Raw genomic sequence first — 15,567 nt, forward strand, 5'->3', positions numbered from 1 at the left:
TGAATTTAGACCATAAGTATGAAAAAGGAATGAAAAAAATTAAAGGGTGAGAAAAATGAAAGAACCAAAGATTGGTTTAGCACTTGGGTCTGGAGGAGCGAAAGGGTTTGCTCATATTGGTGTAATAAAGGTTTTAAGGGAAGCTGGTATCCCTATTCATATGATTGCAGGAAGTAGTATGGGGGCGCTAATAGGTACGTTTTATGCGGCAAGTAGTAACGTTGAAAGATTGTATAAATTGGCATCTGTTTTCAAGCGGAAGTATTATTTAGATTTCACGGTACCGAAAATGGGATTTATTGCTGGAAAACGTGTCAAAGATATGATTAAAATGTTTACATATAATAAAAATTTAGAAGAGTTAGATATCCCGACGGCTGTTGTGGCTACTGACATATTGAAGGGGGAAAAAGTGGTTTTTACAAGTGGACCAGTTGCAGATGCGGTGAGGGCTAGCATATCTGTTCCTGGAGTGTTTGTACCAGAAAAAATAGATGGACGATTATTAGTGGATGGTGGGGTTATTGATCGTATCCCAGTATCGGTTGTGAAAGAATTAGGGGCCGATATTGTTATCGCTGTGGATGTGTCTCCAATTAAGGTGAATGGCGATGTTACGTCCATTTATGACGTAATCATGCAAAGTATAGAAATTATGCAGCATGAGCTTGTAATGAATCGGCAAATTGCATCGGATTTAATGATGCGACCAGCTGTAGAGCAATTTAGTTCACGTGCTTTTACAAACATTGAAGACATTATTCGAGTTGGAGAAGTAGAAGCGGAAAAACATGTTTCAAATATTTATTTATTAATTGAGCAGTGGAAGGAGAAACATAATGTTTAAGCGTTTTCGGTTTATATATGCAATCTTAATAGGGGTTATATTGGCGATGTTACTTGTTTACGTGCGTTTACCGTATTATGTAACAAAACCAGGAATGGCTGCCAAATTAGAGCCTTACGTTCAAGTTGAGGGTGGAACGAAAGAATCTGGTGATTTTATGCTTGTTACGGTTTCAATGGGACCCGCAAATGTGGTGAATTTAATAGCGGCACAGTTTAATAAATATACACATATTTCAAAAGCGGAAGAAATATTGCAAAAAGGTGAGAGTAATGAAGAATATCAATTTCGCCAAAATTATGCGATGAAAGATTCACAAAATGCAGCAATTTATAATGCATATAAACGTGCAAATCGCTCCGTTTCTTTTGAAAATAAAGGTGTATTAGTTGCTGGTGTGGCAAAAGGAATGCCGTCAGAAGGAAAGCTTAAGCTTGGTGATGTTATTATAGCTGTTGATGGAAAAACATTTGAAAAGACGGAGCAATTTATTGAATATATGACTGGGAAAAAAGAAAGCGATGCTGTAAGTATTGAGTACATGAGAAATGGAAAACAATTGAAAGAAAATTTAAATGTAAAGACGATTCCTAATGGGAATGGACGTGTCGGTATAGGTGTTTCTATCGTTACGGAAAGAGAATTAGTGGTCGATCCGAAAGTGAAAATTAATTCTCATGAAATTGGTGGACCATCCGCAGGTTTAATGTTCACATTAGAAATATATAATCAACTTGTGGAAGAAGACTTAACAAAAGGACATGAAATAGCTGGAACAGGTACAATTAATGAAAAAGGAGAAGTTGGCCCGATTGGTGGTATAAATCAAAAAGTGGTGGCTGCTAGCGATGCTGGGGCTGAGGTGTTCTTTGCGCCAAATGAAAAAGGAGCGGAGAAATCGAACTATAAAGATGCACTTGAGACTGCAAAGGACATTAAAACAAAAATGAAAATTGTACCAGTGGATACGCTGGATGATGCGTTAACATATTTAGAAAAGATGGATAAGGAAAAAGCCTCTCTGAAATAGAGAGGTTTTTTATAGGAATTTTGTAGTTGTTTCATCATAGCGAATAGGATGGTGTGTTATATCCTGTTTTAATAGTTGCGTGCGTAACGGTTCGTGCATGATGGAGAAATATACAGAGTTTGCTTTTTTCTCTATATCTAAAGCAGCATGGTCAAATGTTTTTGTATGAGTAAGGATTGGAAGTTCGATTTTTTTCTTGTTTTTTGAAAGATAAGTTTGTCCTTTTTGTGACATGCCTAGCAGGCGGATATATGGTGCATGTTGTTCTATATTTGCGCTACGTATTTCCTCTTTTGTTGTGTTTGTTAAAATGTGTGTACAAGCTCTTTGTAGTCTAGTCCATGTATAGCGTTTTGTTTTTAATGCTTCCATGAATGAATAGAAGGAGGAACTGTTTTGTATTTTTGATAAAATACGATGCTCTAAACCTTCTTCTATTTCATATATATGTCGTAAGTCTCCTGAAGACATCGTCATGAGTTTATATTTAAAAAATGAAAAGTATTGTTCCCAATTATGTAATATCCCGTAGTTTTGTTTGTAATTTGCTAAAAGCGAAGTGGTTGCCTGTGGGAGAAAAGGTTCAATTGTTGTAAATGATCCTTCTTCGCTAAAGAGTTGTTTCCGAATGCTTGTCGCGCTTGCAATATGTTGGTCATTAAATGTTTCATCATGATAATGAGAGGCGAATCTTTTTATAGTTTGAGCTTGTATAGAGCTATTTTGTGACAGAATTGCTTTAATATATTGGAAGCCTAAAATATTATTTGGTTGTGACATATCTATGTTTTTTTCGGATGTTAAAATGTGTGAGAAAGCATCCGATGTTGCTTTTGCATAACTATTTCCAGCGTCCATGAATTGTTTTACAAGGCAGTTAAAAGTCTCTTCTTCGTTTTTTTGTACGGAGATGGTATTATAAAAATTTTCGATTTGTCCATCCTCACTACCGAAACAAATTTCAGAAACACGTAGGGCATTTAAAATGGAAATAGCACCATTTGCGAAGGTTTCAGCCTTTTGTGTTGCAAAGACGTATGGAAGCTCTACAACAAGGTCTACGCCGTTTGCTAAGGCCATTTTAGTGCGATACCATTTGGAAATGAGTGCGGGCTCACCACGCTGTAAAAAAGGACCACTCATAACGGCAATTATTATATCGGATTGTGTTAACTTTTTTGTCTCTTGCACATGATAAAGATGACCGTTATGAAAAGGGTTATATTCAACAACAATACCACCAGCTTTTATGGTAATCTCTCCTTTCGATGTAGCATCTTTTTGAAAAACGTGATACTCTATATATTATTTACTATGATGACTTCATTATAGTGTAAAGAAAAAACATTGACAAATATAAAATGGCTAGCTATAATTTTGTTTGTTGCCTTGAGGTGATATGATATGAAATGGTCCATCCATCAATTGAATAAATTGAGAAATAAAGGATTGACATTGGATGAGATGGTAGATGTAAGTGAGCTAAAAGAGGTCGAGAAAGATATTCGTGAAATTAATCCTGTTCATGTAACGGGAAGAGTTGATTTTGGCTCCGGTAAGTTTACGTTTCATCTACACATAACTGGAAGCATGGTTTTACCATGTTCTCGTTCTTTAGTAGATGTGACATTACCATTTGACATTAAAACAACTGAGGTGTTCCAAACTTCACAAGAAGAATTTGAAACTGAAGCTGAAATTCATTGTTTAGAAGGAGAAGTACTTGACTTACTGCCCGTAATCAAGGAAAATATACTTTTGGAGATTCCAATGCAAATTTTCAGTGATGATGTTTCTGGTGGAGCACCGACGCAAGGTCAAGACTGGCAAGTGATTTCGGAAGAAGACAAAGAAAAGACTGTTGATCCAAGATTGGCAGGACTTGCAAAGTTTTTTGACAAATAATCGGAAGACTGGTTCAGGCCTTCATATGAAAATAACTATTTCTTTTAAGGAGGTGGGAAGAATGGCTGTACCTTTTAGAAGAACTTCTAAAACAGTAAAAAGAAAGCGTCGTACGCATTTCAAATTATCAGTACCTGGTATGGTAGAGTGCCCAAGCTGTGGTGAAGCGAAATTAGCTCACCGTGTATGTAAAGCATGCGGTACTTACAAAGGTAAAGAAGTAATCAGCAAGTAATTGCAGGGAAATAAACGCAGAAGATATCTTCTGCGTTTATTTTTTTTGTCTTAATCTTTAGTTGTTGTATTCTATCTTTTCTAGTAACTGCATATGCTTAATAAAAAATGCATAGGGAGGACTAGAGAAATGGCGACAACAAGACAAGATGCTTGGACTGATGATGAAGATTTGCTTCTGGCAGAAGTAGTACTCCGGCATATTCGAGAAGGTGGAACACAACTTTCTGCCTTTAAGGAAGTGGGGAAAAATTTATCTCGTACACCAGCAGCATGTGGATTTAGGTGGAATTCTTACGTAAGAAAGCAATATAAAGAACGTATTGAGGAAGCGAAGCAACTTCGTAAAGTAGAAAATTATGAAGTGAAAGAGACAAAAGTGTTAGAACCTACGTCAATTACGTTGAATGATGTTATTGATTTCTTGCAAAATTATAAAGATGAAAACTCTTTAACGGTGTTGCAACAACAAGTTGAATCATTACAAACAGAAAGAGAGCGTCTTCTGGAGCGATTATCAGTATATGAGGAAGAGTATAGAACATTGCTTGATTATATCGATCAAAAAAGAAGTGTAATGGTAGCGGAAAGAAACAATGCTCGCTCGACTGAGAAGTTAGAGAAGCTTAAGAAATAAAAAAACAGCTGTTATACAGCTGTTTTTTTTATTTCTTAAGCCGATTCTTCATTTGTAACCGCATTCAAATTTGTTTCTGGATGCCAAATATAAAAATCTCCATCAGTTACTGATACGGGGCTGAAATTTAATTTATCCCAAAAACCAGCTGAATGAATACGCGCTATCGTTTTAATAGGAAATTGCAGTTGTTTCGCATGATTTACAAGCATTTGTCCGAATCCTTGTTTTTGAAAAGTTGGTAATACTTCAAGTTTATAAAGTTCTAGGTAAGGACCTGTAATTTCGAATGGTTCTCCGCCGTTTCTTTTCATATATAGACTCATACGTGCGATTAGTGATCCGCCATAATAAATACCGTAAAATGGAGATTCACTGTCGTTTTCAATAATGTTTGCTTGCAATTCTTCCAGCATAGATAGTTCCTGGGCTCCGCACCCTTTAAATTTTTTGAATTCATCTAACGTTTTATAATTGATGAGCAAGCGCTCAACTTTTGGGAATCCCATTACATCACATCCTTTTCTTATCTCGTTGAATGCAGAAAAGTGAAAATATTTATAATAATAGTATAACTCATTTTTTTATTTTTATGAAGAAGATAGTATATTTCTTTTATTATTTTTTTGAGGATTTGCTAAACTAAGAGTATAAGTGTATTAATAGGCAGTATATACATAGTGAAAAATGAGAGTGTATTTGTTTGGCAGAGGACAACGAAATTATAGGGCGTGCTCATGTACTTTAAAAAGATATGAAAAAGGGGGGAGGCAAGGGCACTTAATGTGAATCCCTTGTGTGAAAATGAAAATTGGAATTGTCGGACCAGGTGCTATTGGTCTATTGTATACATTTTATTTACAAAAAAGTAACCAAGATGTTACGTTGTTTACAAGAACAGCTAAGCAGGCTGAAGAATTAAATGAAACAGGTGTAACTTGTATTAGAGATGGAAGATGGGAAACAGTATATCCGCCTGTTTTACCGATAGAAAGTATGGTAGCGCAAAATTTAGATTATATATTTATTGCTGTGAAGCAATATCATATAGATGACATACTACCGTTTGTGGAAGGTGCATCATCATTAATCTTTTTGCAAAACGGAATGTCGCATCTCCCAAAGATGCTGCAAATAGGGAGTGAAAATATAGCTGTTGGTATTGTAGAACATGGTGCGAAAAAAGAGGGAGGGCACATCGTTCATCATACTGGAGTAGGTGTAACGAGATTTGGAGTGGTTTGTGGCCAATCTATACATTTTAAAAAAATATTTCATTCTTTTCCTGTTGCTTATTTTCCAGTTCAAATAGAAACAGATTGGGAAGAGATTATGCGCAAAAAATTAGTAGTAAATGTATGTATCAATCCGTTGACAGCGTTATTGGGAGTAAAGAATGGTGAATTAATCACGAATCGTTTTTTTTATCAAATGATGGAGCAAGTGTTTCAGGAGGTCGCATTTCTTATTAGAGGAGAAAAAGAAATGGTATGGCAAATGGTACGAAATGTGTGTGAAGGAACGTCTCGTAATACATCCTCTATGTTAGCGGATGTAAGAGCGAATAGACAGACGGAAATTAATGCGATTGTTGGGTATGTATTAGAAGAGGCTAAGAAACAGCAACGACCAGTTCCGACACTTCAATTTTTGTTCGATGCAATAAAGGGGTTAGAAACAAGAGTATAAGTGTTATTCTTTGCTTTTAAGTGAAACATTGACTACAATGTGGATTGGTGAGAGAACTGGATACGAAAGGAAGAATTATATGGAGATAAAAGAAATCTCTGTTCCGCAACAAGGTGTTGTAGCGGACTATATGAACGGTAAAAAAGAGATACAGTCATGTTTTGATTATATGTTAACAGAAGATGCTTTTAAACAACGTTTACATGATTTGCGTGAAAGGGAGTTTTTCCGCCAAGATTTAGTAGCGCATTTATTAGAATATAATACAAAATTACAAGCGGGAGAATCTACACTTCAAAATGTAAAAGCGCTTGGAGATGAAAATACATATGTTGTTATAGCTGGACAACAAGCGGGGTTATTAACTGGACCGCTTTATACAATTCATAAAGTTATTTCAATTTTACAGCTTGCAAAGGAAAAGGAAGAAAGTTTAGGGGTTAAAGTTGTCCCTGTCTTCTGGATTGCGGGTGAAGATCATGATATGGATGAGATTAACCATACTTTTGTAGCGAAAAATAAAAAGATGAAAAAAACTATTTTTTATGATCGTAATCCGAAAAAGGCGAGTGCTTCTGAGTCTGAACTTTCTGTTGAAGATTGTAGAAGTTGGATTGAAGAGATTTTTAAAACATACCCAGAAACAAATTTTACAAAGGATGTATTAAAATTTGTTGATGATGCTTTGAAAAAATCGAATACGTATGTAGATTTCTTTGCTCATCTTATTACGAAAATCTTTGCTAATTCTGGTTTAATCCTTGTTGATTCACATCATCCTGAATTAAGAAAGTTAGAAATTCCATTTTTTAAGCGAATTATAAGTAAGTATAAAGAGGTGCAAGAGGGGCTTCGTAATCAGCAGGAAGTAATTAAAGAACTAGGATACAAACCGATTATTGAAACGAAGTCTCATGCAGTGCATATATTCATGGAAATAGATAATGAACGAGTATTGCTTGAAGAGCATCAAGGTAAGTTTGTTGGAAAGGATGGGGCGCATTCCTTTTCATATGAAGAGTTGATTGAAGAAATGGAGAGAAATCCGGCACGTTTTAGTAATAATGTTGTAACGCGTCCTCTTATGCAAGAGTATGTATTTCCTACGCTCGCATTTATTGGAGGTCCAGGGGAATTAGCTTATTGGAGTGAATTACAACAAGTATTCCATACTGTCGGTTTTCAAATGCCACCTGTCGTTCCTCGTCTTACAATTACTTATGTGGAGAGAGATATAGCGACAGATTTATTCGATCTGCAATTGAGAGAAAGTGATCCGTTTTTAAATGATGTCGATAAACTGCGTGAAAACTGGTTGTCTAATCGAGTAGAGGAACCGATTGATGATCATTTTGAAAAGGCGAAAAAAGAAATTGCCGATATTCATATATCTTTACAGCAATTTGTAAAGAAAATAGAGCCAGGATTAGGTGCGTTTGCAGGGAAAAACGAATTGAAAATTAATGAACAAATTGAACTGCTGGAAAGAATGTTGAAAAGAAATGTTGAGAAAAAGTATGAGGTTCAGCTAAATAAATTCCGCCGTATACAATTCGCACTTCGTCCATTAGGTGCGCCGCAAGAACGTGTGTGGAATGTATGTTATTATTTAAATCAGTTTGGTTTGGATTTCGTTGATCGTGTAATGGAAAACCCTTTTTCTTGGGACGGAAAACATCATGTTATAAAACTATAAAATCTTGCTCTTTGGAGCAGGATTTTATTTTTATTCCGTTGAATTTACTGTGAAGTGATTTTTTTCTGAATTATCAATCAAAAAAGTGTTGGATATGGTAATTGTGTTGGATACTTAAATATATGACAAAATAGCACAAAATGTAAACGTATTATTCGCTTTTTCGACAGTTTTTTATTTAAATTCCCGCAAAAGATGATAAAATTTAGTATATAATAAAAGAAAATAGCGATTTGTATAGTATGTTGCCTTTGTTGGTAAGTTAAATGAGTCGTTCTTTCGTATTATTTCATTCTCTAAGCGTGAAATATGTGCTTAGAGGAAGGGATACATTCAACATAATTAATTGGAAAAAGAGTAGGTGCAACAATGTTTAAACACGTAACAGTGCTTTTAAAGGAAACAGTAGACGGCTTAGATATAAAGCCAGATGGTACATATGTAGATTGTACACTGGGGGGAGGAGGACATAGTTCTTATTTATTATCTCAATTAACTGAAGGTGGAAAATTAATAGCGTTTGATCAAGATGAGATAGCGATTCAAAACGCGAAAGAAAAGTTCTCTTCATACGGTGAACAGTTTATAACAGTAAAGAGTAACTTCCGTTATTTAGCTGAAAAACTGCAAGAAATAGGTATAACAGAAGTAGACGGTATTTTATTTGATTTAGGTGTTTCATCCCCACAATTAGATACACCAGAGCGAGGCTTTAGTTATCATCATGATGCACCGTTAGATATGCGGATGGATCAAGATGCCCCATTAACAGCATATGATGTTGTAAATAGCTGGTCATATGAACAACTTGTAAGGATTTTCTTCCAATACGGTGAAGAGAAATTTTCAAAACAAATTGCAAGAAAAATTGAAGCTTATCGTGAGAATAAAGCTATTGAAACGACAGGAGAATTAGTAGAGCTAATTAAAGAAGGTATTCCGGCTCCTGCTCGTAGAACTGGTGGGCATCCTGCTAAGCGGGTGTTTCAGGCAATTCGTATAGCTGTAAATGATGAATTAAAAGTATTTGAAGAAGCATTGGAATCTGCTATTGAGATGGTTAAGCCAGGTGGAAGGGTTAGTGTTATAACATTCCATTCATTGGAAGATCGTATTTGTAAAACAACGTTTAAGCGAAATAGTACAACGCCACAATTGCCACCAGGATTACCGATTATTCCTGATGAATTTAAGCCGAAATTAAAGCTTATTACAAGAAAACCGATTTTACCTTCTGATATAGAGCTAGAAGAAAATAATCGTGCGCGTTCTGCGAAGTTGAGAATCGCTGAAAAACGATAAAAGGGAGAGAGAGGTATGACTAATTTAGCTGTAAAGTACAAACAACAAGCGCAAGAAGAGGTGCAAATTCAAACGCCCCCACAGCAGATGGCTAAGCCGAAGGTTAAAGCGAAAATTACAAGAATCGAAAAACTGTTGTATGTAGCGTTTATTGGCTTTTTATTGTATGCCTGTGTCGCGTTTATTGGAAATAAAGCAGGCCTTTATCAAGTTAATGTAGAAGCAGCGACGATAGAAGAAAAAATTGTACAGCAGCAAAAAGAAAATCAAGAATTACAAGCTGAAGTAGAGAAGTTAAGTCGCTATGAACGAATCGCTGAAGTTGCAAAAAAACATGGGCTAGAAATTAATGCGAATAATGTGAAAGGCCTCAAATAAGGCAATAGGTGTGAAGGAACGATGAAGAAGAATATGACTAAATTTCATACCAATAAGGGAGCAGGTTATTTTATGATATTTTTCCTCCTGCTCTTTTTGCTGTTATTAGCCCGATTTTTTTACATACAATCAACAGGAACAGTTCATAATCAGGATTTAGATGCACTTGCTAAACAAAAGCATAGTAAAAAAGGAGTTCTTGAAGCGAACCGAGGAACCATTTATGATCAAAACGGTCATGTGTTAGCACAAGACGCAAACTCTTATAAAATAGTAGCTGCGCTAAAAGGTGCTAACTCTGTTGAGAATAAAGAAGATACTGCAAAGAAAATTGCAGGAGTACTTGGAAAAGGCGAAGAGGATATTTTAGCTTCTTTAAATAAGGAAGGTAGAAGTCAAGTCGAATTTGGAACGTTAGGCAAGGATTTGACGAAAGAAAAGAAGGAACAAATAGAAGCGTTGAAATTGCCGGGAATATCTTTTATTACAGAAAATGCAAGGGTGTATCCAAACGGTGATTTTGCATCTTACGTTATAGGTCATGCAAAACCAAATGAGAATGGAACCTCGGTAGGTCAATTTGGCATAGAAAAAAGCTTGGATAAATACTTAAGTGCTTCTAATGGAGAAGTAGCGTATACAGGTGATCGTAAAGGTGTATCCCTTGATGGTGGAAAAGTTAATGTAAAGGCACCTAAAAATGGAGATAACGCTTATTTAACAATTGATCAACGTGTCCAAAGTTATTTAGAAGACGCGATGAAAGCAGCAAGTAAGCAATATGAGCCAGAAAGTTTAATAGGGATTGTTGCAGATCCGAAAACCGGAAAAATATTAGCGATGTCTACTAAACCTAGTTATGACCCTAATGATCGTCAAATTAAATATTTCTTCAATGACGCAATTGCCAATGCATTTGAACCGGGATCAACAATGAAAATTTTCACGTTAGCGGCAGCTATTAATGAAGGTGTGTACAAAGGGCAAGATTATTATCAGTCCGGGACATATCAAGTCGGAAATAGGAAAATAAAAGATCATAACGGTGGTGCTGGTTGGGGCTCTATCACGTTTGATGAAGGGGTAGAGCGTTCTTCAAACGTAGCGTTTGCAATTTTAGGAGATCAAAAACTTGGTCCAGAACGTTTCCGAAAATATATTCATAGTTTTGGATTAGATGAAAAAACGAACATTGATTTATCAGGTGAAGGATCGAATACAATTTTATTTGATCAGCAAATACAACAAGTGACAACAGCTTTTGGACAAGGTTCCACTGTAACACCAATTCAGCTTGTACAAGCTGCAACGGCCATTGCAAATGATGGGAAAATGATGAAACCTTATGCAATTGATAAAATTGTAGATCCGATAACAGACAAAGTAAAATTAGAACATAAGCCAGAAGAAGTAGGAAAACCTGTTACAAAGGAAACAGCAGCGCAAGTAAGACAGTTATTAGAACGTGTTGTTACATCTCCGAAAGGTACAGGGACAGCTTATAAAATTGATGGATATTCAGTTGGTGGTAAAACAGGTACAGCGCAAATTCCGGATGGAAAAGGCGGCTATATGACAGGAAGACAGAATTATATATTCTCATTCTTAGGTATGGCACCAATGGACGATCCACAACTTGTTGTGTATGTAGCTGTTAAACAGCCGAAATTAAAAGATGATGAGAACGGCGCACAACCTTTAGCTGATATTTTTAAATATGTAACAAAAAATAGTTTAGAGTATTTAAAGATTAAGCCAAATGAAGTGAAAGATCCGAAAAAACATCTGAAAGAACAACAAACTACTGTTCCAGATGTAACTGGTAAAACGATGGCTGAAGCGGGGAAAGCGATTGATAAAGCAAAACTTCGTCCAATCGTACTAGGTGAAGGGAAAGTACAGCAACAAGTACCAAAAGCGACTGAACAAACATTAAAAGGCGACCGAGTCTTCTTGGTAGGAGATAAGCCTACAATGCCAAATATACAAGGATGGGCACTGCGTGATGTTATGAATTTAGCGAAGACATTACAGCTTAACTTGAAACCTTCTGGTACAGGATACGTAACAGAACAAAGTGTGGCGGAAGGAACATTATTACAACCTGGTACAGAATTAGGTGTCACACTCGTACCGCCACTCGAACCACAACAAGAAGCAGAAAAGCCGTAATGGTAAAAGAGAAGAAGTTCTAATTAAATAAGTACAAGCATATATTGGAACAAGCTAGGCGTAAGGGAGGCTTGTTCCGATATGCGTGTATCAAATGTAACAGTTAGAAAACGACTTATTTTTATACTTATATCAGGTATACTTATTTTCACTATTATCGATATTCGTCTTGGATATGTGCAATTTTTTCTTGGGAATATGTTAACGGATCGTGCGAAAGATTCATGGAGTCGTAATATTACTTTTGAACCCGAACGTGGGAAAATTTTAGACCGAAATGGTGTGGAACTTGCCACGAATAAAAGTGCTCCAACTGTCTTTGTTGTACCAAGGCAAATTGAAAAACCAGCAGAGACTGCAGAGAAGTTAGCTGCAGTATTAGGTGTGGAAAAAGATGAGATTTATAAAAGAATTACAAAAAAAGAATCGATTGTAAGGTTAGATAAAGGCGGAAGGAAAATATCACATGACAAAGCGAAAGAAGTACGAGGATTAAGTTTGAAGGGCGTGTATATCGCAGAGGATTCTATCCGGTACTATCCATTTGGAAACTTTTTATCACATGTATTAGGTTTTGCAGGTAGCGATAACCAAGGTCTTATGGGACTAGAAAAATATTATGATAAAGAGCTAAATGGAGACAAAGGTCATGTGCGTTTTTTTGCAGATGCGAAAGGGCAAAGGATGCCTAATGTTGGTGATGATTTCAAAAAACCAGAAGCCGGTTTAAATTTAGGATTAACAATCGATGCGCGTATTACAAGGATTATGGAAAGAGAAATGAATATTGCGGAGTCAACTTATAATCCAGACGGTATGATTGCAATTGCAATGAACCCTAAAAATGGTGAAATTTTAGGGATGTCTAGTCGGCCGAGTTTTGATCCAGCGGATTTTCAAAGTGTCTCTCCAGAAGTGTATAACAGAAATCTACCTGTGTGGAGTACGTATGAGCCTGGTTCAACATTTAAGATCATTACACTAGCTGCAGCATTGAATGAAAATTTAGTAGACTTAGAGAAGGATACGTTTTATGATGATGGAGCAGCTGAAGTCGGTGGAGCTAGATTGAAATGCTGGAAAGCAGGAGGTCATGGCAGTCAAACGTTTTTAGAAGTCGTTCAAAACTCATGTAACCCGGGATTTATTGAACTTGGTGATCGCCTTGGTAAAGACCGATTATTTAAATACATTCGTAATTTTGGTTTTGGGCAGAAGACTGGGATTGACTTGCAAGGTGAAGGCAGTGGGATTTTATTTAATTTAGATAAAGTTGGTCCAGTAGAGCAAGCGACAACTTCATTCGGCCAAGGGGTTTCTGTTACACCAATTCAACAAGTAGCAGCTGTAGCGGCGGCTGTAAATGGTGGAACATTGTATCAGCCGTATATAGCTAAGGAGTTTATTGATCCGAAAAATAATCAAGTTGTTAGTAAAAAGACACCTGTTGAGAAAAGAAAAGTTATTTCCAAGGAAACTTCAGAAAAAGTTCGTTATGCATTAGAGAATGTTGTAGCGAAAGGTTCTGGTAAAGGTGCTTATATTGATGGATATCGTGTAGGTGGAAAAACGGGTACTGCTCAAAAGGTGAAAGATGGTAAATATTTAGAGAATAATTATATTGTATCTTTTATCGGATTTGCTCCAGCGGATGATCCAGAGATTGTTGTGTATGTTGCTGTTGATAATCCAAAAGGGGTTACACAGTTTGGTGGAGTGGTAGCAGCTCCAATTGTCGGGAATATCCTTCGAGATGCGCTTCCTGTTATGGGAGTGAAACCGAGAAAAGAACAAGTTGAAAAAGAATATAAATGGGGCGATACACCAACTGTGGAAGTTCCGAATTTAATTGGAATGAAAAAGAAAGATTTACAAACACAACTCGTCGATTTGCAGCTTGATATAAGTGGAGATGGAGAGAAAGTAATTAAGCAATCACCAGAAGCGGGAGCTAAAGTAAAAGAAGGCTCAAAAATTAGAATTTACTTCGGGAATTAAAGGTAACATAGTACGTTTTATGGTACAATTGGTGGAAGTGAGTTCTTTATAGAACAGTTACTTAACTTGAGACAATAAGTGTCTCAGTCATAAATAGGCCAGTAGCACTTACCTCCTTATATAGGAGGTAATGTGTTGCTTACTGAAAAAAAGATAAATAAACAATGTAGAGAGGGTTTAGTGAAATGAAGTTGCATACACTTTTATCATGTTTGCATGATTTTCCAGTTGTTCCAAAAGAAAATCCAGAAATCACATCTATAGAAGCTGATTCACGTAAAGTGAAAGAAGGAAGCTTATTTGTATGTATGAAAGGATATACGGTTGATAGCCATGATTTTGCTAAGCAAGCAGCGGCACAAGGAGCGGCTGCTATTGTTGCGGAAAGACCAATTGATGTTGACGTTCCAGTTGTACTTGTGAAAAATACTTTTCGTTCGTTAGCGGTTTTAGCTGATTATTTTTATGGTCAACCGACACACAAGTTACATTTAATCGGAATTACAGGTACAAATGGAAAGACAACAACATCGCATATTATGGATGAGATTATGCGAGCACATGGTCATAAAACAGGGCTAATTGGAACGATTAATATGAAAATCGGTGATGAAACATTTGAGGTGAAAAATACAACACCAGATGCACTAACACTTCAACAGACGTTTTCAAAAATGGTTGAACAAGGTGTGGACAGCACGGTAATGGAAGTTTCGTCACATGCGTTAGATCTTGGTCGTGTACACGGATGTGATTACGATGTAGCGGTGTTTACGAACTTAACACAAGATCATTTAGACTATCATAAAACGATGGAAGAATATAAACATGCAAAAGGGTTACTATTTGCACAGCTTGGCAATAGTTATAATCATAATCGTGAAAAGTACGCTGTGCTGAATAGCGATGATAATGTAACAGAAGAGTATATGAGAAGTACTGCAGCAACTGTTGTAACATATGGTATTGATACAACAAGTGACATTATGGCAAAAAATATCGTTATGACGAGTGGCGGAACTACATTTACCCTTGTCACACCGTATGAAAGTGTAAATGTTACGATGAAATTAATAGGTAAATTTAATGTATATAACGTACTTGCAGCAACAGCAGCAGGACTTGTTTCGGGTGTGAAATTAGAAACAATCATTGCTGTTATAAAGGAACTAGCTGGGGTTCCAGGGCGTTTTGAAGTTGTTGATGGAGGACAAAATTATACAGTTATTGTTGATTACGCACATACGCCGGATAGTTTAGAAAATGTATTAAAAACTGCAAAACAATTTGCAAAAGGTGATGTGTATTGTATCGTTGGTTGTGGTGGCGATAGGGACCGAACGAAGAGACCGATAATGGCAAGTGTTGCAACAAAATATGCAACTCATGCAATTTACACATCAGATAATCCAAGAAGTGAAGATCCAGCGGCTATTTTAGATGATATGGTACATGGTGCAAGTGGAAATAATTATGAAGTGATTATTGATAGAAAAGAAGCGATACACCATGCAATCACTAAAGTAAAAGCAGATGATATCATTATTATTGCTGGTAAGGGTCATGAAACGTATCAAATTATTGGTAAAGAAGTTCATCATTTTGATGATCGAGAAGTTGCGAAAGAAGCAATTACAGGGCGTTTAAACAACGAAGAGTAACAACGTGAGAGGAGGACT

General features: G+C 36.3%; 14 protein-coding genes. 12 read left to right on the plus strand and 2 right to left on the minus strand.

The features are described from left to right. Positions 1-55: 55 nt before the first annotated feature. Both H6481_RS02550 and H6481_RS02555 read left to right on the plus strand, forming a co-directional pair. A complete protein-coding gene (locus tag H6481_RS02550; protein WP_000662590.1) occupies positions 56-847 on the plus strand; it encodes a patatin-like phospholipase family protein in 792 nt (263 codons plus the stop codon). Continuing rightward, the gene (locus H6481_RS02555; protein ID WP_000476314.1) at positions 840-1,877 is read left to right on the plus strand and encodes a SepM family pheromone-processing serine protease; all 1,038 of its coding nucleotides are present in this window, start codon (positions 840-842) and stop codon (positions 1,875-1,877) included. The genes H6481_RS02550 and H6481_RS02555 overlap by 8 nt, the downstream gene beginning before the upstream one ends. 9 nt (positions 1,878-1,886) lie before the next feature. Here the strand turns inward: H6481_RS02555 and H6481_RS02560 are convergent, their stop codons facing one another. Beyond that, positions 1,887-3,068, minus strand: a complete 1,182-nt coding sequence (locus H6481_RS02560; RefSeq protein WP_063548507.1) for a nucleotidyltransferase — start codon at positions 3,066-3,068, stop codon at positions 1,887-1,889. Positions 3,069-3,281: 213 nt separating this feature from the next. Here H6481_RS02560 and H6481_RS02565 point away from each other — a divergent pair, with 213 nt between their 5' ends. From H6481_RS02565 to H6481_RS02575, 3 genes are all read left to right on the plus strand, one after another. Next, positions 3,282-3,782 (plus strand): DUF177 domain-containing protein, encoded by a 501-nt coding sequence (locus H6481_RS02565; protein WP_000872146.1) that lies wholly within the window; start codon positions 3,282-3,284, stop codon positions 3,780-3,782. A gap of 61 nt (positions 3,783-3,843) precedes the next feature. After that, positions 3,844-4,017, plus strand: coding sequence for a 50S ribosomal protein L32 (gene rpmF, locus H6481_RS02570; protein ID WP_001984764.1), 174 nt, complete (start codon positions 3,844-3,846; stop codon positions 4,015-4,017). A gap of 129 nt (positions 4,018-4,146) precedes the next feature. Continuing rightward, positions 4,147-4,653, plus strand: coding sequence for an RsfA family transcriptional regulator (locus H6481_RS02575; protein ID WP_000246469.1), 507 nt, complete (start codon positions 4,147-4,149; stop codon positions 4,651-4,653). Positions 4,654-4,688: 35 nt separating this feature from the next. On the opposite strand, the gene H6481_RS02580 is transcribed toward H6481_RS02575, so the two are convergent. Further along, positions 4,689-5,162: an N-acetyltransferase gene (locus H6481_RS02580; RefSeq protein ID WP_000506690.1), complete on the minus strand. Its 474-nt coding sequence runs from the start codon at positions 5,160-5,162 to the stop codon at positions 4,689-4,691. Positions 5,163-5,457: 295 nt separating this feature from the next. On the opposite strand from H6481_RS02580, the gene panE reads away from it, so the two are divergent. The 7 genes from panE to murE all read left to right on the plus strand — a co-directional run bounded on the left by panE (position 5,458) and on the right by murE (position 15,549). Further along, entirely contained in the window at positions 5,458-6,342 is an 885-nt protein-coding gene (panE, locus tag H6481_RS02585) for a 2-dehydropantoate 2-reductase (protein WP_014482115.1), read from the plus strand. A gap of 79 nt (positions 6,343-6,421) precedes the next feature. Next, entirely contained in the window at positions 6,422-8,038 is a 1,617-nt protein-coding gene (bshC, locus tag H6481_RS02590; RefSeq protein ID WP_000403042.1) for a bacillithiol biosynthesis cysteine-adding enzyme BshC, read from the plus strand. 369 nt (positions 8,039-8,407) lie between these two features. After that, positions 8,408-9,340 (plus strand): 16S rRNA (cytosine(1402)-N(4))-methyltransferase RsmH, encoded by a 933-nt coding sequence (gene rsmH / locus H6481_RS02595; protein ID WP_000472508.1) that lies wholly within the window; start codon positions 8,408-8,410, stop codon positions 9,338-9,340. A 15-nt stretch (positions 9,341-9,355) separates the two neighbouring features. Then, on the plus strand, positions 9,356-9,718 hold the full coding sequence (gene ftsL / locus H6481_RS02600; RefSeq protein ID WP_000182804.1) for a cell division protein FtsL: 363 nt from the start codon (positions 9,356-9,358) through the stop codon (positions 9,716-9,718). 72 nt (positions 9,719-9,790) lie between these two features. Continuing rightward, positions 9,791-11,890 carry a penicillin-binding protein gene (locus H6481_RS02605; protein WP_002094122.1) on the plus strand — a complete coding sequence of 700 codons (2,100 nt, stop codon included), beginning with the start codon at positions 9,791-9,793 and terminating at the stop codon, positions 11,888-11,890. 81 nt (positions 11,891-11,971) lie between these two features. Next, positions 11,972-13,888, plus strand: coding sequence for a stage V sporulation protein D (locus H6481_RS02610; protein ID WP_001266235.1), 1,917 nt, complete (start codon positions 11,972-11,974; stop codon positions 13,886-13,888). 185 nt (positions 13,889-14,073) lie between these two features. Beyond that, a complete protein-coding gene (gene murE / locus H6481_RS02615; protein ID WP_000766289.1) occupies positions 14,074-15,549 on the plus strand; it encodes a UDP-N-acetylmuramoyl-L-alanyl-D-glutamate--2,6-diaminopimelate ligase in 1,476 nt (491 codons plus the stop codon). Positions 15,550-15,567: the final 18 nt, after the last annotated feature.

This window comes from Bacillus sp. ME78, from assembly GCF_903970865.1.
Taxonomy (GTDB): Bacteria; Bacillota; Bacilli; order Bacillales; family Bacillaceae_G; genus Bacillus_A; species Bacillus_A cereus.